Source organism: Blattabacterium cuenoti, from assembly GCF_014251695.1.
Classification (GTDB): Bacteria; Bacteroidota; Bacteroidia; order Flavobacteriales; family Blattabacteriaceae; genus Blattabacterium; species Blattabacterium cuenoti_T.
Map to the genome: position 1 here is coordinate 65,754 of NZ_CP059195.1, position 20,253 is coordinate 86,006.

The window sequence follows — 20,253 nt, forward strand, 5'->3', positions numbered from 1 at the left end:
TTTATTTTTTTTTACTATTGTTCTTTTTTTTAAGAGATTCTCCAATTTGGTTAGAAATATTAAATGAAGTGATCATATTGTTTAACATTTCATTAGCTGATCCTGGGGAATTAGGTAATAAAATTAAATTAGTATTTCCAGCTTCTCCCATAGATTGAAGAGTATCATAGTGTTGTGTGACAACGATTAAAGCAGAAGCTTCTTGTGAATTAATTCCTACATTATTTAATACTTCTACTGATTCTAAAATTCCTCTAGCTATCTCTCTACGTTGATCTGCTGTTCCTTTTCCCTGTAATTTTTTGCTTTCCGCTTCTGCTTTTGCTTTAGCAACAATTTTAATTCTCTCAGCTTCTGCTTGATATTCAGCCGCTACTTTTTCTCTTTCAGCTGTGTTAATACGATTCATAGCCTGTTTTACTTGTTCATCTGGATCAAGATCAGTGACTAATGCTTTAATTATAGAATATCCATAATCTAACATAGAACCTTCTAATTCTCCTTTAACTGCAAGAGCTATATGATCTTTACGCTCAAAAACATCATCTAAACGCATTTTTGGAACTTCTGCTCTAACGACATCAAATATATAAGAAGTGATTTGAGCATGGGAATTATCCAATTTATAAAAAGCTTCATATACTTTATCTTTAATAACCTTGAACTGAACTGATACTTTTACTTTAACAAAAACATTATCTTTTGTCTTTGTATCTACTAATACATCTAATTGTTGAATTTTTAATGTAAGTTTCCCTACTATATTATCTATAATAGGAATCTTAAAATTTAATCCAGCATAACGAATACTATGAAATTTTCCCGTTCTCTCAAGAATAGCTGCTGTCTCTTGATTCACTATAAAAACAAAACTAGAAAAAAAAGATAAAATTAAAAGGACTAATATTCCATAAAATAATAAACTGAAAATACTCATATTAAAAAAATTTATAACAATCCCAGTTCTAAACGAGCTTCCTCGCTCATAAATTCCCTACTCCAAGGCGGATCAAATGTTAAAACCACATCTGTTTCTTTTATTTCTTGTATAGACTGAACTTTTTCTTTCACTTCTAAAGGTAAACTTTCTGCTACTGGACAATTAGGTGTAGTTAAAGTCATTACTATTTTTACTTTCCCTTTTCCGTCAACTTGAACATCGTAAATAAGACCCAATTCATAAATATCTACTGAAATTTCTGGATCATATATACTTTTTAATACAGAAATAATCCTATCTTCTAAAAGACAATTTTTTTTATTCATTTTTATTCTTTATTAAAGATCCAAATTGATCAAAATAATGAATAGGATAACCTAATTTTTTTATATTAGGAAATATATCACTAGCTTTTCCAATAATTATAATTCTTCCATATTTTGTAAAGAAAAACTTTCTAGATGATTGATAGATATCATCAATCGTAACTGATTCGATTTTATTTAAATAATTTTTATAAAATCCACTTGGAAGATTATTTTTTAATTCACATATAAAAAGATCACTAATTCTATTAGGATCTTCAAAATCAAGAACAAATTGACCTATTATTTCCTTTTTTTTGATATTTAATTCTTCCAAAGAAATTTTTTTTTCCGTCATTTCTACAGTTTCTTTTATGATATCCTCTATCGCTTTTTCTGTAACTTCATTTCTAACTTGAGTATAAACTGAAAAATAACCAATATTTCTATCAGATTTCAAAATAGAATAAGCCCCATATGTATAAGCTTTTTTTTCTCTAAGATTTAAAAATAAACGACTTTGAGGCCCTCCTCCTAAAATTCCATTTGCTAATATAGAAGAAAAATACTCAGGATTATTTTTTTTCAAACAAACCGGTCCACCAAAACAAATAGTAGATTGAGTTAAAGAAGGAACATCCACTATGTCTATTTCTATTTTTGATGGGATCATATATTCCTTTATAACAGGATCAGCCACATATAATTTTTTTTTCCATTTAGAAAAATAAATAGAACACAATTTCTCTGCCTCTTTTTTAGATATATCTCCTATGAAAGAAAGATAAGATATGTTTGGAATATAATATTTTTCGTACAATTTTTTCAAATCATGAAGAGTAATATTTTTAATTGTATCATGAGTTTCGTATTCTCCATAAGGATGATTATTTCCAAAATATAAAATATTTTTAACTCTTTGTAAAATAGCATTTGGATCCTTTTCTAAAAGGCTAAGATCTGTAATTCTTTGTTTTATTATTCTGTTTAATTCTTTGGAATTATCAAATTTACTATTCATTAAAATATCGCTCATTATAGATACGGATTTATCCAAATATTTTTTCATAGTAAAAATAGATATCTCAGAAAATGAAGTATATAAACTACATCCCATATAATCAATAATATCATCTAATTTCTCTTTCGTATAATTTTCTGTTCCAGAACGCAGCATATGACCGAATACTTTTTTTATTCCAGCTTTATCTTTCTCTAAAAAAGGTTTAGAATCCAATTCTAACCCAATCCTAACTAAAGGAAGTTTATGATTTTCTACGATTAGAACTTTCAACCCATTTTCCATCTGAAAAAATTTAGGTTTTTCAACATTTATAGTAATCTTTTTTTTTAGAGGTTGAGGTGGAATATTTCTATTAAATGTGTGGGCAAACATAATTATTGTATGAAAAAAAATTATTATAAAAAAGAGAATCTTTACAAAAAATTTATTTATTTGTATTATCTGGAACATTATATAAACGAACTCTATTGTTTTTATTTAAATATTTATTAGCAACTCTTTTTATATCTTCTATTGTTATTTTTTTATATTTTTCTATATCTGTATTAATTAAATCAGCATTATTATAATACAAATAATAATGAGATAAATTTGCAGTTATTCCACTCATAGAATAATTATCAGCAATAAATTTTTTTTCAAAATAGTTTATTTGTTTTTCCAATTCATATTGTGTTATTCCTTTTTCTTTTAAAAGATCTATTTCCTCATCTATTATTTTTGTTAACTGATCTAATTTAATTTCAGGATTAATTAATCCATATATAATAAAAATACTATAATCTTCCATTGTATCTAAAAAAGAACCAGCATAAGAAGCTACTTGCTTTGTGTTTACAATATTTTTAATTATACGCGAACTTTCTCCAGAAGATAATATATGATCAATAATCTTTAACACATAAGAATCTTTATTTGTTAATTTAGGAACTCGATATGATAAAAAAACTCCAGGGACTTTAGTATTTTTATCTACGTAAGTATAAAATATTTCTTTTTTTATCGTCTCTTCTTCTATTTTTTTCATTCTAAAATTCATTTTTCCTTTAGGGATAGATGCAAAATATTTTTTGATCAATATTCTAGTTTCATTTATATTAAAATCACCTGATACAACTAAAACTGCATTATTTGGAACATAGTAAGTTTTATAAAATTCTTTATAATCTTTTTCTGTAGCTGCATCTAAATCTTGATCAAATCCAATAATTGGATATTTATATGGATGCTTTTTGAATAATAAAGAAGGAATAATCTCTGAAATTGCTTTAACATATGGTTGATTTTCTATACGCATTTTTTTTTCTTCTTTTACCACTTCTCTTTGTATATTAATGCTTTCCTCATCAATTTTAGCATGAAGCATTCTTTCCGACTCTAACCACAAAGCTAATGGAAGACGATCAGATGGCAATATTTCATAATAACAAGTTTCATCATAATTTGTATAGGCATTATTTTTTCCTCCATTATAGGCAATATATTTAAAATATTCTCCTTTTTTAACATTTTTGGATCCTTCAAACATAAGATGTTCAAAAAAATGAGCAAAACCAGATCTCCCAGGAATTTCGTTTTTACTACCTACATGATACAAAACGGAAATGGAAACTAAAGGATTCGTTTTATCTTGATGTAAGATAACATGCAATCCATTTGATAGTTTTTCTTCGAAAAATATAATTTTATATGGATCTCTAGAAGAATTAAAATCTTTGGAAATCAAATTATTATTATTAAGCATCGTGCTTGCTAACATAAAGAAAAAAAAATAATTCCTATTCATGAAAAACAAAGTTAAAGATTCAAGAAAGAAATTTACGAATTTTTTTTTCCAAAAAATGGGATTTTTTTCTTTTATTCTATTTTTGTTATATAAAAAAATTATGAATTCATTGTATTGTATGAGTGGTATGAGAAAAATTTTATTTTTTATTTTCATTTTTTATTTAGGAGTTGGAATAGAAAAACTAAAATCAAATACTGATAATATCAACATAATAAAAGGAGACATTGAAAATGGAATTGAACTTTTTAAAAAAAATTGTACGGCATGTCACTCTATAGAGTTAGAAAAAAAAATGATAGGACCGGCTTTATATGGTGTGACTGAAAAAAGAAGCCGTAAATGGTTACATCAATGGATTAAAAATAATAAATCTTTGAGAGAAAGTGGAGATAAGGAAGCTCTAGCGATTTATAAAGAATATGGAAATGTAGAAATGAATTCATTTCCTCAATTTTCTGAAAAACAAATAGATGATATTTTATTTTTTATAAAAAATCCAAATTTAGAAAAAAAAAAAGAAACCTATAAAAATGAAATTCATGAAAATGAAGAAGAAAAAGAAAAAAATCAATTTTTAATAAAATTCATTGTTTTTTGTTTTGGAATTTTCTCTTTAATTCTGCTTTGGATTTTATATAAAATACAAATTCTAATTAGATTAATTAATAAAGGAAAAACAGAAGTTTCTATTTTTAATAAAAAAAATTTTATAATAAATATTTTATACAAAAAAATTTTAGGAAAGGATAAAAATAAATGGTATTTATTTTCTGGTTTTATAGGATTTTTTTTGTTATTTGGAATATATGAAACTTGGAATTTTTTAATGAAAATAGATGTTAATAAAGGATATAAACCTGAGCAACCTATTTATTTTTCTCATAAAATTCATTCCGAGATTAATAAAATTGACTGTCAATATTGTCATTCTTCTGCAAAGTATGGGAAAGTATCTGGAATTCCTTCAGTAAATGTTTGCATGAATTGTCATATCACTATTCATGAATATAATGGAGATTATTTGGAAAAAGGAAAAAGTAGAGATGAATATAATAAAGAAATACAAAAAATATATCATACTATAGGATGGGATCAAAAAACAAGAAAATATTCTAAAAAAACTCATCCTATTCAATGGATACGTATTCATAATATGCCAGATTTTGTCTATTTTGATCATTCTCAACATATCATAACAGGAGAAAAAACAATTAAAAAATTAAAAAAAGTTAATTTAGTTTGTAATGCTTGTCATGGTGAAGTCCAAAAAATGGATACGGTAGAGATGTCTAATGATTTTACTATGGAATGGTGTATATCTTGTCATAAAAACGTAGAAATAGATACAAATAATCGGTATTATAAAAAATATTTTCCAAAAAAAAATAATATAAATAAAATAACTGTTGATATGATTGGAGGAACAGAATGTGCTAAATGTCATTACTGAAATGGATTAATAAAATTATTAATTATGAAATCAAATAAAGAGGAAAAAATATTTGAACATTACAATTCTATTAAAGATATATTTAAAGGGAAAACATCCAGACGAGATTTTCTTAAGTGGTTAGGTTTTAGTACAGCTTCAGTAACTTTAGCTGCTTGCAAAGGTCCAGTAATAAAATCTATTCCTTATGTAGTAAAACCTGATAATATAACTCCAGGTATTCCTAATTATTATGCATCAACTATGATTGATTCTTTTGATATAGGAAGTGTTTTAGTTAAAACGAGAGAAGGTCGTCCTATTAAAATAGAACCTAATTCTTCTTCTGACTATTTTAACACTACTTCGGCAAGAATACAATCCTCTTTATTATCTCTTTATGATGAGGAAAGATTAAAAAATCCTTTTTTAAAAGGAAAAAAAAGTTCTTGGAAAGAAATCGATAATTATATTATTCAACATTTAAAATATTTGTCTAAAACAAAAAAAGATATAGTTTTTCTTTCTTATTCTTTTCCAAGTTTTTCTACAAAAAAATTAATTCAAGATTTTAAAAAAAAATATCCTAATACAAAATGGATTACTTATGATCCTATTTCATATTCCAAAGCTTTAGATGCTTCAAAAGAAATATTTGGAGTTCGTTCCTTCCCTATTTTTGATTTAAAAAAATCAGAATTAATAGTTTCATTTGATGCTGATTTTTTGGGAGACTGGAGTCCAGAAAATATGGCTAAGTCTTATGTTTTAAAAAGAACTCCTAAAAAAAACATGATGCAACATATTCAAATAGAAAGTAATATGACAATAACTGGAGCAAATGCAGATATTCGTTTATCAAAAAAACCTTCTAAAATAAAAAAAATATTGTTTGAAATTTTTCAAAAAATATTTTTAGGAAAAAAACCTGAGGATAAAAATGCAGAAAAAATAGCTTTATTAATAAATAAAATGGGATCTAAAAGCGTTATTATTGCAGATGGAGATCAAGAATCCTATGAATTATCTTTTTTAATTAATAAAAAAATTAATAGTAATGCATTACAAAAGGATAAATATATTTTATCAAAAGAAAGTAATGACAATAAATTCTATAAATTCTTGAAAAATTTGGAAAAAAAAAATATTGGAGGTTTATTTATTAACAATGTTAATCCTATTTATAGTCTTCCATATTCTATTTCTGGAAAAATTAAAAAATTTATAAAACAAATACCTTTAACAGTTTCGTTTTCTATGAAAAAAGATGAAACTAATGAAATGATGGATGTATTAGCTCCTATCCCTCATTGGTTAGAAAGCTGGGGAGATACTTATCCTGTTACTGGTGTTTATACATTAATTCAGCCTACTATTCAATGTATTTTTAATACAAGACAATTTCAGGATTCTTTAATTATTTGGAGTGGAATGAAAGAAAAGAATTATTATGAATATTTGAAAAAAACTTGGGAAAAAAATATTATTCCAAAATCCAATGTATTTTCTTTCAATGAAGCTTTATTTCATGGAGTAGTAAAAATTACAAATAAAAAATACATTTCCAATATTATTCCAATAAATAATAATAAAAAAATACAGAAATATGAGAAAAAAATAATTGAAAAAGAAATAGAAAAAAATCTTGAACTACGATTGTATACTAAAATTAGTATGGGAGATGGACATCAACATAATAACCCTTGGTTACAAGAGCTTCCAGATCCCATTACGCGTACTACGTGGGAAAATTATTTAACTGTATCCTATTTTGATGCTAATAAAATGGGATTAAAAAATTGGAATTCAGGAGATGGATCTTTAAATGGGAATTGTGTAGACATCATTAAAAATAATGAAATAATAATTCAAAATATTCCTATTTTAATTCAACCTGGACAAGCCATAGGATCTGTGGGACTATCTTTTGGTTATGGACAAAAAAAAGGAAAATTATCTCAGATAGTTAATGGAAAAAACGCTTACAGAAGCTATGACAATTTTCTTATAATACAAAAAAATATACAATTAAAAAAAATAGATAAAATATATAAATTTGCTTGTGTGCAATTGCAGAACACAACGGTAGGAAGGAATTTAATAAAAGAAACAGATTTAGATATTTTTTTACATAACTCAAAAGAAATTTGGAATGAAGAAGAAAAAATTTTCACTTATAAAGGAATGCTTTCTCCAGAAAAAATTTCTATTTGGAATCAAAATAATAAAAATAAAGAAAAAAAGAAAGGACATCATTTTAATTTATCCATAGATTTAAATGCTTGTATTGGATGTGGAGCTTGTATCATTGCATGTCATTCTGAAAATAATGTCCCTGTTGTTGGAAAAAAGGAAATAGAAAAATCCAGAGATATGCATTGGTTACGTATAGATCGATATTATTTAGAAAATAATGAATATAATAAAGAAAAAAATTTTTATAAAAATCCAAAAGTAGCTTTTCAACCAATTATGTGTCAACATTGCGATCATGCTCCTTGTGAAACAGTGTGTCCAGTTGGAGCAACTTCTCATGGAAACCAAGGACAAAATATGATGGCTTATAATCGTTGTGTGGGAACTCGTTATTGTGCAAATAATTGTCCTTATAAAGTACGACGATTTAATTGGTTTAATTATGCTAATAATCAAAAATTTGATTTTAATATGAATAATACTTTAGGAAAAATGGTATTAAATCCAGATGTAGTTGTCAGAAGTAGAGGAGTTATGGAAAAATGTTCTTTATGCATTCAAAGAACACAATATATTATAGGAATTGCAAAAAAAGAAAATAGAACAATTAAAGATGGAGAATTTGAAACGGCTTGCAGTATTTCTTGCCCTACCAAAGCTATTACTTTTGGAGATGTTAACGATCCTAATAGTAGGATTTCTCATAAAATAAAAAATCCTAGATCTTATAAACTTTTAGATTTTATAGGAATAAGACCTAATGTATCTTATCAATTAAAAATTAGAAATAAAAAGAAAAATGAAATCGAAAAAATGAAATAGAAAAAATTATGTTATATGTTAAATGATTATGAATCTCCTATAAGGAAACCCCTAATTTTAGGAAAAAAAACATATCAAAATATTACCGATGATATATTATCTCCTATAAAACAGAAAGCCGGAAATTTATGGTGGATCTCTTTATGTATTTCTATTTTAGCTTTTTTATGGGGATTAGGATGTATTATTTATACAATTGGAACAGGGATAGGTGTATGGGGATTAAATAGAACAATAAATTGGGCTTGGGATATCACAAATTTCGTTTGGTGGGTTGGAATTGGCCATGCTGGAACTTTGATTTCAGCTGTTTTATTGTTATTTCGACAAAAATGGCGTTTATCTATTAATCGTTCAGCAGAAGCAATGACAATTTTTGCAGTAATCCAAGCTGGATTATTTCCCATTATTCATATGGGGAGACCATGGAATGCTCATTGGGTATTGCCTATCCCCAATCAATTTGGAACTTTATGGCCAAATTTTAATTCTCCTTTATTGTGGGATGTTTTTGCTATTAGTACTTATTTTTCTGTTTCTACGGTTTTTTGGTTTATGGGATTAATTCCAGATTTTGCAATGATACGAGATCGTATTTCAGATCCTTTTCAAAAAAAAATATATAGTATCCTTAGTTTTGGATGGGGAGGGACATCAAAAGATTGGCAAAGGTTTGAAGAAGTCACCTTAATTTTAGCAGGTTTATGCACCCCATTGGTCTTCTCTGTTCATACCATAGTTTCTTTTGATTTTTCTACTTCTGTCATTAAAGGTTGGCATAGCACTATATTTCCTCCTTATTTTGTAGCAGGAGCTATATTTTCTGGTTTTGCTATGGTACAAACTTTATTAGGTGTAGCAAGAAAAGTTCTTTCTCTAGAAGATTATATTACCAGAAATCATATTGAATATATGAATATGGTCATTTTATTAACAGGAGGAATTGTTTTATTAGCTTACATTTCAGAATTTTTCCTTGCTTGGTATTCAGGAAATTTATTTGAAAAATTCATTTATTTTTCTGTAGAAGCATCTAAAGGTCCATTTTGGTGGGCTTTTTGGGCTTTAATTATTTGTAATATCATGATTCCTCAATTTTTATGGATTAAATCTGTACGAAGAAGTTTTTTTTGGTCTTATATTATAGCAATTATCATAAATATTGGAATGTGGTTTGAAAGATTTGATATTATTGTTTTAAATCTAAGTCATGATTATCTTCCTTCTTCTTGGACTGGTTTTATCCCTTCATTTGTAGATGTTGGAATCTTTATAGGAACTATTGGCCTATTTTTAATCCTTTATTTATTATACATACGTGTTTTCCCTGTTATTTCACAATCAGAATTAAAAACAATCTTAAAACCTGATCATAATAAAAAAAATAATGAAGTGAAATGAAGATATATATACATGCATTATATAACAATGATAAGGCACTTATAAATAGTATAAAAATTATACAAGACCATAATTATAATATTCATGAAGTTTATTCTCCTTTTCCTATTCATAATTTAACTGAAGTATTAAAATTAAAAAAAACGAATTTATCTTTTTTATCTTTTATATATGGATTATTGGGTCTTTGTATTTCTTGTGTATTAACTTGGTATACTATGATTTGGGTTTGGCCTCAAAATATTGGAGGAAAACCCTCTTTTTCTTGGGTTAAAAACCTTCCTTCTTTCATTCCAGTTATATTTGAATTGTTAATTTTTTTTTCTGCACATTTTATGTGTATTACTTATCTCATTCAATGTAAATTATTTCCAGGACGTATCCAAAAAAATCCGGATCCAAGAACTACTGACAATATGTTTTTATTGGAAATTTATACTGAAACAAATACTAAAAAATTAGTGAATTTATTAAAAAAAAATGGAGCAATAGAGATTATGATAAAAACATGGTAAATAAAATTTACATATAATTATAAATTATAATATGACGAATAAATATTTTTACGAAAAAATTATTCTTTTCAATATAATTTTATTAGTATTTTTAGAATCTTGCTGGTTTGATAAAAGTAAACCTAATGTAGTATATATGCCTGATATGTATTATTCAGAAGCATATGAACCTTATTCAGATCCTTATTTTAATTACAATGATAAAAAAATTAAGAAAATTAAAATTCCTTTCTTTTTAAAAGAAAAAACTTCTTCCCTATCTCCAGTAAAAGGAACTATTTCTAAAAATGATTCATTTTACAATTTTATAGATATTCAAAATAAAGGATTTAATTTAGCAAAAAAAATAATTAAAAATCCACTATATAGCAATAATCATTATGAAAAAAATGAAATTACAATAAAAAAAGGAGAAAAACTATATAAAATAAATTGTTCTATATGTCACGGTAAAAATGGAGATGGACAAGGAGAGTTGGTAAAAAATGAAAAAATTTTGGGAATTCCTAATTACAAAGATAGAAATCTTACTATTGGAAGTATTTATTACGTCATTACATATGGAAAAAATAATATGAATTCTTATGCTTCTCAATTAAATGAAATAGATAGATGGAGAGTATCAGAATATGTTATGTTTTTAAAAAATAAATAAACATGTATAAGTTTTATAAAACAAAAATTATCATTTGTATTATAATAATCGTAGGTTTTATGTTTATTTTTTTAGATAAAATATTTTTCGATCAGGAACAAAATTTCACAGTTTTAACAAAAATAAAAGATCACCAACCTTGGACCGTGTTATATATTTCTATTTTTTATTTCACCTCTATATCTATAGGAGCGTTATTTTTTTTGGGAATACAAAATGTTTCAAAATCAGGTTGGTCTGTAATTATTCATCCTATTATGGAAGAAATTTCTTCCTTTATACCATATGGTGGGGGCATGATTCTTATTATTTTGTTATTAAATACAATGGATATTGTACATATATTTCATTGGATGGATGCCGATTTATATAATCCTATTTCTTTAAAATATGATGAAATTATTGCAAATAAAAGAATTTTTTTAAATATTCCATTTTTCTTAATAAGAAGTATTATTTATGTATTAGGATGTAGTTTTTTTTATTTAAATATTAAAAATATATCTTGTTCGTTATATATATCACATTCTTTAAATGATTATAAAAAATTATATTTTAGATCTATTATTTTTGTTATATTTTTCTCTATTATTTCTATATTTATGACATGGGACTGGATTATGTCTTTAAATCCACATTGGTTCAGTACTTTATTTAGTTGGTATGTTTTGAGTAGTTTTATTATAACAGGGATAAGTACAATCACAATAGTTTCTATTTATCTTCACAAAAATGGATACTTTCCTTTATTTAGTGAAAGTCATTTACATGATTTAAGTAAATATTTATTTTCTGGTAGTTTATTATGGACTTATCTTTGGTTCTCACAATTTTTACTTTATTGGTATGGAAATATTCCAGAAGAAATTACGTATTTTATAAAAAGAGAAGAAATCTATAATTCCATTCATTTTTGGATGCTTATTCCTAATTTTTTAATTCCTTTTTTTGGATTAATTAGTAGTAAAAGTAAATCAAATTATAAAATAGTATTTTCACTATCGTTAATATTACTTATTGGCCATTACATAGATATATACAATTTAATTGCTCCAGATATTCATGAGGGAATCAAATTTTGTGTATTCGAAATCATAGGTTCTTTATTAATAATAGGAGGGTTTTTTATTTATATTTTATTTTCCAACTTTAATAAAAGAAAATTAAATTCCTCTGAAGGAAATCCTTTTTTTCAGGAAAGTAAAAATTATAAGTATCCTCATATATAAATATTTCAATCAAAAAAATTTTTTATATAAGGAATAAAAAATGCTTAATTATTTTTTTTTGTGATAAAAATATCAATCATAATTACTATTTTTATCTTTTAAAAAATTCATGATAGATTTATTAGAGCCAAAAAGAGTTAATATATCTCCTTTTTTTAAAATAGTATCTCCTGTAACTAATCCTATTACTTTTCTTGTATAAGTCCCTTTGGAAGATATAGGGTTAATTATGTCTCGTATTATGGTAATTAAAGAAACAGAATATTTCTGTGTTAATTTTAAACTTTTAACAGATTTTCCATTAAAAGAGGATGGCGAAAAAACTTCTGCTATAGAATGCTTATTATCTACTCTAAAATAATCTAAAGCATAATTAAAAGATATTTGCTTAGTTAATCGAAATGCTGCATCTTGTTCTGGATGAATAATATCATTGATCCCCATAGCTTCTAATATTGTATCATGAATTTTGGATAAAGATCTACTTACAATTCTCAAATTTTTATATTTTTTTAGTATGGCTGTTGTTACTATTGATGCTCCTTCATTTTCTCCAATAGCTACAATTCCTAAATTTGCTTGTTGAATAGGCAGTACTTTATAAGCTGCTTCATTATTCGCATCCATGCATACTACATTTGCTATATGATCTTTTAATAAATCTACTTTTTCCATTTTATGATCTATACCAAATACTTCATGTCCATTATCTGTTAAATTGAGAGCTAAAGATCTTCCAAAATTTCCTAATCCAATAATTATAATTTTCATATTTTATATTTACTTATTAATTCATTTAATTAATAAGAATATTTTCTTTAGGAAATCTGTAATAATGATGAGAACCAATTTTATTTTTTCTTAATAAACCAATCATCACATTAAAAACTCCTATTCTTCCTAATAACATTAAAAATATTAAAACCAATTTACTTCCATTTGATAAATTAGAAGTAATACCTAAAGATAATCCTGCTGTAGAAAAAGCAGAAACAACTTCAAAGGAAATAGATAAAATATTTTCTCTTGGATCCAGAAAAATAATGATTAAAATACTTATATATATTACTATTATAGATAACATGATAATTGAAAAAGATAATCGAACAGATTCTGTAGATATCTCTCTTCTTTGTATTTCTAATCTATTTTTTCCTCTTGACAAAGAAAGAATATTCATTAACGCTAATGCGAAAGTACTTGTTTTTATCCCTCCACCAGTAGAAGCTGGAGAAGCCCCTATCCACATTAAAAAAATAGTTACTAAAATAGTAACTGGGGTAAAAGTATCCATATTTAATACATGAAATCCTGCTGTTCTAGATGTAGCTGAAGAAAAAAATGAGGCAATACATTTCCCATGAAAAGAAGTATGTTCGGAAAGAGAAAAATAATATTCACTGATATAATAAAAAATAGTTCCAAAAAAAAGTAAAATCGAAGTTGTCAGTATAACAATTTTTGTATTTAAAGTTACTACATGCGCAGGACGTCTAAAATCTTCATCTTTAAAAATTTTTAAAAAATATTTTTTTATAGTTATCCATATATATGTAAAAAAATTAAATAAAATGTTAAATCCTATTCCTCCTAATATTAATAAAAAAGCAATAATTAATTGAAATAGATAATTAAATCTTACAGATTGTGAATATAATCCTTGACTCAAAGTAGAAAAACCACTATTACAAAAAGCGGATATAGAATGAAAAATAGAAAAAAATAAAATATTATCAGATTCTATTGTATTTTTTTCTTTTATAGAAAAATAAATTAATAAAGATCCTATAAATTCTACTGTTAAAGTAAACATGACTACTTTCACAGCTAAAGTCAAAACATTACTTGTTGTTTTTGTATTTAAAAAATTACTGACAAAAATAGCTTCCTTAAAAGAAAATCCATCTCTAAAAAAGTAACTAAAAAAAGAAGTGATAGTTAAAATACCTAACCCCCCCAATTCTATTAATATAAGTATGAAAATTTTACCCAAATATGTAAAATCTTTAGCAGTGTCTAATACTACTAATCCTGTTACACATACAGCACTAGTAGAAGTAAATAAAGCATCTATAAATGATATTTTTTTTATTGTAGATGCAGGGAGCATTAATAAAATAGATCCTAAAAAGGATAAAAAAACAAAACTTGTAATGAAGATGAAAGCAGGATTATGAATTTTAACGTAAACTAATCGCATGAAATAAGTCACACGAATTAGAACATGCAAAATTAAACTAATCAGTGTAGATATTTTTATATCTGCTGTCATGTTTTCATTATAATAAAATAAGATTTTAACAAAAGAAAAAATAAGAGAAAGTACTAATATTGAAAAGGATAAAACAATCATAGATCTATAACCTTTTTTAAGGTTTTTATCAAAAAGAATCAAAAAGTGGAATATACTTATCATTAACACAATTCCTAAAAGGATTTCGATATTAAAAAATCGAAAAGGAGTCCATCCTAAAGAGAGAATTATATAAATAAATATAATTGGAGTGAATATATCCAAAAAATTTTTTAATTTAATTTGGATCATAATTTTAGATAAAAATTTTTTTTATATTTTTTGATCCCTTTTTTTTTCAGAATATTGAAATCCAATTTTGTCATAATTAGTTCCAATTTTTATTTTTTTTATTTTGTTCATTCCATATAAACTCAACAATTTTCCAGTAAAATAAACAATTTTATTTTGAATCGTAGAAATAATAATAAATCCTTTTTTTTATGAAATTATACAGTCTATAATTTTATTATTTCAATTAATTAATAATCTTAAACGTTATAATCCAACTTTATAAAAAATATAACTTTTACAAAAACTATGATATTTTTTAATAAATAGGTACATAGTAAATCTACTTAAAATTTATTTTTTTAAAAAAATAGATAGATAGAATACTAGTTTTAGTATAAAAAAAATACTAATCATTGAAAGTTTATATATTTGTTGTGCATTTTAAGTAAAAAGGAACAAATTTTTCGACATCATTAAATTTTTTTTCACAAAATTTTTTATAAGATATGAAAGACATATCCATTGCAGATGGCTTTTTGTATATAAATTCATTATTTTCAGAAAAAATCAATTTATGATTGATTATAGAAGGAATATTTCCTATAAAATATACTTTTTTATTTTTTGATTTTAAGAAAGATTTTAAAAAATTATCATCTAATTTTTTTATTATAATAGGATTCAGTCTTTCTTTTGATTCATTAAATAATGAAGTATAGAAAAAATTAGATTTAACATGTATCATAGGAATCAAAAATCCTTTTTTTATATTTATTTTATAACTCATTACAGTCAATGTATCCACAGACAATAAAGGAATCTTTAAAGTATAGCATAATCCTCTAGCAGTAGATGCTCCAATTCTTAAAGAAGTATAGGATCCTGGGCCTTTGTTAACACAAATAGAATTTAAATCATTGATATGAATTCCGGAAATACTGATAGCATATTGTATGAATGCATGTAATTTTTCAGAATGAGAATATATTTCGGAATATTCTTCTACGGATGTTATACATCTTCCATTATTAGCGATACTGACTGAACAATTTTTAGTAGAAGTTTCTAAATTTAAAATTAAAGACATAATTATATTTTTTAAATTAATACATTAATTAAAATGATAAAAATAGAAGAAGTAATTGAATATATTGTATCCTGGTTAAAGGAATATATTCAAAAATCAAAATCTAATGGCTTTATTATTGGAATATCTGGAGGAATAGATTCTTCAGTTACATCTTGTTTAGTAGCTATGACAAAGGTTCCAACTGTTATATTAGAAATGCCTATTCTGGAAAAAAAAAAAATTTACTTTCTATAAAACATGCAAAATTTTTGACAGAAAAATTTTCAAATGTTCATTATCTTAAGAAAGATTTATCTACTTTATTCACTGCTTTTTGTTATATAACTAATGATAACATTGAAAAATCTAAATTTTCTTTAGCATTAGCTAATGTTAAATCTCGTATTCGTATGTTAACTTTATATTATTATGCTAATGCCAAAAATTATCTTGTTGTTGGAACTGGAAATAAAGTGGAAGATTTTGGAGTAGGTTTTTTTACAAAATATGGAGATGGAGGGGTCGATTTACATCCTATAGCTGATTTGACTAAAAGTGAAGTACGTTTTTTGGCTAAAAAATTGAATATTATTAAAGAAATACAAAAAGCAAAACCTACAGATGGACTTTGGGAAGATCAACGATCAGATGAAGATCAATTAGGAGCTACTTATGAAGAATTAGAATGGGCCATGAAAATTATGAAACATAAAAATTATACTTTTTCTGAAATAGAAAATAAAATTTTTAAAAAATATCAAATTTTGCATGAAAAAAATATACATAAGATGATTTCTATTCCCATATGTAAAATACCTGATAATATAAAAAAATAAAATTTTTGTTATTATTATAAAATAAATCATACAGAATCGTTTTCGTAACTTTGTTTATCATTATGATGGAAGGAAAATATAAAAAAAATTTAAAAAAAGAAACAGTGACTCAAAAGTCTAATTCTATTTTAAATCACTTAATCAATACAGGTTATACTTTACCAAATAATGTTAATTTTATGAGTGATGAAGATAAAATTGAAAAAATAAAACAACATTTTTTTCAGATTATGAAAATTTTAGGTTTAGATATGAATGATGATAGTTTACGTAAAACACCTAAACGGGTGGCAAAAATGTTTATACAAGAAATATTTAGTGGACTAAACCTTAAAAATAAACCCAACTTTTCTATTTTTGAAAATAAATATAAATATAACCAAATGTTAATAGAAAAAAATATAACAGTTTATTCTACTTGTGAACATCATTTTCTTCCTATTGTAGGAAAAGCTCATGTAGGTTATATTTCTAATGGAAAAGTTGTAGGTCTTTCTAAAATTAATAGAATTGTTAATTTTTATGCAAAAAGACCACAAGTTCAAGAACGTTTAACAATACAAATTGTTCAATCTTTACAAAAAATGTTAGAAACACAAGATGTCGCTTGTATTATAGAAGCAAAACATTTATGCGTAAATTCTCGTGGAATTAGAGATATAGAGAGCAGTACAGTCACTACTGAATTTACAGGATCATTTAAAAATAATTCGGAAATTCGAAAAGAATTTTTGCATCATGTTGGAATTTCTTAAATGAAAAAAATGGAGGAAAAAAATTATAAACAAAAAAACCTAAATTATCTAAAAATATATAATTCTTTAACAGGAAAAAAAGAATTTTTTAAGCCAATTCATAAGGAATATGTTGGGATTTATGTATGTGGCCCTACAGTTTATAGTCACTTACATTTTGGTAATTGTAGAACTTTTATATCATTTGATATTGTTTTTCGTTATTTAAAACATTTGGGATATAAAGTACGCTATGTTAGAAATATCACTGATGTTGGACATTTAGAAAATGAGGATTCTGATGCAGAAGATAAAATTTATAAAAAATCTCGTATAGAAGGACTTGAGCCTATGGAAATAGTTCAAAAATACACTCTGTCTTTTCACAATTTATTAAATGTTTTAAATGTATTACCTCCAAGTATAGAACCAACAGCTACAGGTCATATTATAGAACAAATAGATATGATTCAAAAATTAATTCAAAAGAAATTAGCATACGAAATCAATGGATCTGTATATTTTGATTTGAAAAAATATAGAAAATTACATCCTTATGGTGTGATTAGCAAAAATAAAGTTGATGAACTGTTTCATAAAAAATTAAAATTTTCAAATGAAAAACGTGAATTACAGGATTTTTCCCTTTGGAAAAAAGCTTATTCCAATCATATTATGAATTGGAGTTCTCCATGGGGAAAAGGATTTCCTGGTTGGCATATAGAATGTACTACTATGAGTACAAAATACTTAGGAGAAACTTTTGATATACATGGGGGAGGCATGGATCTAAAATTTCCTCATCATGAATGTGAATTAGCACAAGCTATAGGTGTTTATAACAAAAGTTATTTGGCACATTATTGGATGCATACTAATATGATGACTTTAAATGGAAAGAAAATGAGCAAATCTACAGGGAACTTTTTGGGATTAAAAGACATTATTCATGATAAAATTTATAAAAAAACTTTTTTTTATAGTATTTTTAGATTTTATATTCTACAATCTCATTATAGAAATATTATGGATTTTTCCAATAAGGGTTTGACAGATGCTGAAAAAGGATATCATAAAATCATGAGAGCTATAAAAATATTAAGAAATTTTGATCCTAAAACATCATCCAAAAATATATCAAAAAATTACAATATTTTTAATGTTGATCATTGGATAAATATTTGTTATCAAGCTATTAATGATGATTTTAATATTCCTTTATTAATTGTTTACTTATTTCAAGCTTCGATTCACATTATTAATAATTCCCTTCATAATATAGATATATTTCATATTAATTTATTAAAAAAATATATGATTTATTTTGTATTTGATATTTTAGGGATTCAAGAAATAAATCATCATGAAGAAAACTCTACAAAGTTAAAAATACTTATTGAAAAATTAGTCAAATTTCGTTTAGAGGTAAGAGCACAAAAGAATTGGATCATTTCAGATAAAATTCGTCAAGAATTGTATAACATAGGAGTTTTATTACATGATAAAAAATTATTACAGTGATTTTAAAGCCTGATTAATATCTTCTAAGAGATCATATCCATTTTCTATTCCTAGAGATAAACGAATAAGAGAATCTTGTATACCTGCATTCATTCTAATGTTTAAAGGAGTCGATTTGTGAGTCATAGTTGCCGGATGACAAATTAAACTTTTTGTTCCCCCTAAACTTTCTGCCAACTTAAATAACTTCGTAGAAGTTACAACTTTTTTCGCTGATTCTATTGTATTTTTTTTAAGACTAAAAGAAACAATTCCTCCAAAATATCGTTGTTGTTTTACTGCAATAGAATGATTTTTATGATGAGATAACCCCGGATAATAAATTTTATCTAGTTCATAATTTTTTTTATTTTTCAATAAAAAAGAAGCGATTTGAAATGCATTTTTAGATTGTTGTTTCATACGTAAATATAACGTTTGGCTTCCTCTTATAGTTAACCAACAATCAATAGGAGATAAAACCCCTCCAGTTGCATTTTGAATATACTTCAATTTTTCATACAAATCTATATTTTTTATAGTAATTAATCCAGCTAATACATCTGAATGTCCTGCTAAATATTTTGTAGCGCTATGAACTACTATATCGGATCCTAATTTTAAAGGATTTTGAATTGCTGGAGAAGCAAAAGTATTATCTACAACAACTAATATTGTTGGATTTTTCTTTTTAGATTTTTTACTAATATATTCTATATCAGATATTTTTAAGGTAGGATTTGTAGGTGATTCTAACCAGACTAATTTTGTATTATTAGAAATAGAAGAAATCGTTTTTTCTGCATCTGTTGTATCTACAAATTTAGTATGAATACCAAATTTTTTATATAAATTTAGTAAACGAAATGTCCCTCCATAAATATCGTCTACAGCTACTATTTCATCTCCATATTTTAGTAATTTTAGTATAGCATCTATAGATGCTAATCCAGAAGAAAAAGCTAAACTAGCATTACCGTATTCTAAATCGGTTATTAGATCTTCCAGTATTTTTCTCGTAGGATTATTGGTTCTTGTATAATCAAATCCTTTATGAACACCAGGAGCTTCCTGTACATAAGTTGAAGTTTGATATATTGGTGTAGAAATTGCGCCCGTAAGAGGATCAGATAAAATGTTTTGAATAAGCTTTGTTTCTTCCTTCATTGTTATTTAAATATAAATACAAATGTACTAAAAATGAAAATACGATTTTTGTAAAATTTTTTTTCTAAAAAAAACATTTTCTTTAGAAAAAAATATAAATTTGTTTCTTATTTTT

General features: G+C 25.0%; 16 protein-coding genes and 1 pseudogene. 9 read left to right on the forward strand and 8 right to left on the reverse strand.

Translation table 11 applies throughout. The features are described from left to right. Position 1: 1 nt before the first annotated feature. From H0H62_RS00270 to H0H62_RS00285, 4 genes are read right to left on the reverse strand one after another with little or no spacing between them, the layout of a single operon-like run. Positions 2–937 (reverse strand): SPFH domain-containing protein, encoded by a 936-nt coding sequence (locus tag H0H62_RS00270; protein WP_185860765.1) that lies wholly within the window; start codon positions 935–937, stop codon positions 2–4. An 11-nt stretch (positions 938–948) separates the two neighbouring features. Continuing rightward, on the reverse strand, positions 949–1,266 hold the full coding sequence (locus tag H0H62_RS00275; protein ID WP_185860766.1) for an iron-sulfur cluster assembly protein: 318 nt from the start codon (positions 1,264–1,266) through the stop codon (positions 949–951). Continuing rightward, the gene (locus H0H62_RS00280) at positions 1,259–2,641 is read right to left on the reverse strand and encodes a M16 family metallopeptidase (protein ID WP_394366697.1); all 1,383 of its coding nucleotides are present in this window, start codon (positions 2,639–2,641) and stop codon (positions 1,259–1,261) included. The genes H0H62_RS00275 and H0H62_RS00280 overlap by 8 nt, the downstream gene beginning before the upstream one ends. A 52-nt stretch (positions 2,642–2,693) precedes the next feature. Beyond that, positions 2,694–4,013 (reverse strand): M16 family metallopeptidase, encoded by a 1,320-nt coding sequence (locus H0H62_RS00285; protein WP_394366701.1) that lies wholly within the window; start codon positions 4,011–4,013, stop codon positions 2,694–2,696. 169 nt (positions 4,014–4,182) lie between these two features. Here H0H62_RS00285 and H0H62_RS00290 point away from each other — a divergent pair, with 169 nt between their 5' ends. Genes H0H62_RS00290 through H0H62_RS00315 form a run of 6 tightly spaced genes read left to right on the forward strand, consistent with a single transcriptional unit; the run spans position 4,183 to position 12,305 of the window. Next, positions 4,183–5,508, forward strand: a complete 1,326-nt coding sequence (locus tag H0H62_RS00290; RefSeq protein WP_185860986.1) for a c-type cytochrome — start codon at positions 4,183–4,185, stop codon at positions 5,506–5,508. Between the two features lie 24 nt (positions 5,509–5,532). Beyond that, positions 5,533–8,505, forward strand: a complete 2,973-nt coding sequence (locus tag H0H62_RS00295; protein ID WP_185860769.1) for a 4Fe-4S dicluster domain-containing protein — start codon at positions 5,533–5,535, stop codon at positions 8,503–8,505. Positions 8,506–8,520: 15 nt separating this feature from the next. Beyond that, positions 8,521–9,906, forward strand: a complete 1,386-nt coding sequence (gene nrfD, locus H0H62_RS00300; RefSeq protein ID WP_185860770.1) for an NrfD/PsrC family molybdoenzyme membrane anchor subunit — start codon at positions 8,521–8,523, stop codon at positions 9,904–9,906. Beyond that, complete coding sequence (locus tag H0H62_RS00305; protein ID WP_185860771.1) at positions 9,903–10,421, forward strand: DUF3341 domain-containing protein; 519 nt, start codon at positions 9,903–9,905, stop codon at positions 10,419–10,421. Before nrfD ends, H0H62_RS00305 begins: the two co-directional genes overlap by 4 nt. 31 nt (positions 10,422–10,452) lie before the next feature. Further along, complete coding sequence (locus tag H0H62_RS00310) at positions 10,453–11,076, forward strand: c-type cytochrome (protein ID WP_185860772.1); 624 nt, start codon at positions 10,453–10,455, stop codon at positions 11,074–11,076. Positions 11,077–11,135: 59 nt separating this feature from the next. Beyond that, complete coding sequence (locus H0H62_RS00315; protein ID WP_317168396.1) at positions 11,136–12,305, forward strand: hypothetical protein; 1,170 nt, start codon at positions 11,136–11,138, stop codon at positions 12,303–12,305. A 72-nt stretch (positions 12,306–12,377) separates the two neighbouring features. Here H0H62_RS00315 and H0H62_RS00320 read toward each other — a convergent pair whose 3' ends face one another. The 3 genes from H0H62_RS00320 to tsaB all read right to left on the reverse strand — a co-directional run bounded on the left by H0H62_RS00320 (position 12,378) and on the right by tsaB (position 15,919). Next, a complete protein-coding gene (locus H0H62_RS00320) occupies positions 12,378–13,076 on the reverse strand; it encodes a potassium channel family protein (protein WP_185860774.1) in 699 nt (232 codons plus the stop codon). A gap of 25 nt (positions 13,077–13,101) precedes the next feature. Next, positions 13,102–14,850 carry a TrkH family potassium uptake protein gene (locus tag H0H62_RS00325; protein WP_185860775.1) on the reverse strand — a complete coding sequence of 583 codons (1,749 nt, stop codon included), beginning with the start codon at positions 14,848–14,850 and terminating at the stop codon, positions 13,102–13,104. Positions 14,851–15,253: 403 nt separating this feature from the next. Next, positions 15,254–15,919: a tRNA (adenosine(37)-N6)-threonylcarbamoyltransferase complex dimerization subunit type 1 TsaB gene (gene tsaB, locus H0H62_RS00330; RefSeq protein ID WP_185860776.1), complete on the reverse strand. Its 666-nt coding sequence runs from the start codon at positions 15,917–15,919 to the stop codon at positions 15,254–15,256. 33 nt (positions 15,920–15,952) lie between these two features. Between tsaB and nadE the strand changes: the two are divergent. The 3 genes and pseudogenes from nadE to cysS all read left to right on the forward strand — a co-directional run bounded on the left by nadE (position 15,953) and on the right by cysS (position 18,992). Beyond that, positions 15,953–16,737, forward strand: a pseudogene (gene nadE, locus H0H62_RS00335) (NAD(+) synthase). 62 nt (positions 16,738–16,799) lie between these two features. Beyond that, positions 16,800–17,492, forward strand: a complete 693-nt coding sequence (gene folE / locus H0H62_RS00340; RefSeq protein WP_185860777.1) for a GTP cyclohydrolase I FolE — start codon at positions 16,800–16,802, stop codon at positions 17,490–17,492. A 9-nt stretch (positions 17,493–17,501) separates the two neighbouring features. Then, on the forward strand, positions 17,502–18,992 hold the full coding sequence (gene cysS, locus H0H62_RS00345) for a cysteine--tRNA ligase (protein ID WP_394366702.1): 1,491 nt from the start codon (positions 17,502–17,504) through the stop codon (positions 18,990–18,992). Here cysS and H0H62_RS00350 read toward each other — a convergent pair. Continuing rightward, positions 18,984–20,138, reverse strand: coding sequence for a trans-sulfuration enzyme family protein (locus H0H62_RS00350; RefSeq protein ID WP_185860779.1), 1,155 nt, complete (start codon positions 20,136–20,138; stop codon positions 18,984–18,986). The two genes, cysS and H0H62_RS00350, sit on opposite strands and share 9 nt — an antisense overlap. Positions 20,139–20,253: the final 115 nt, after the last annotated feature.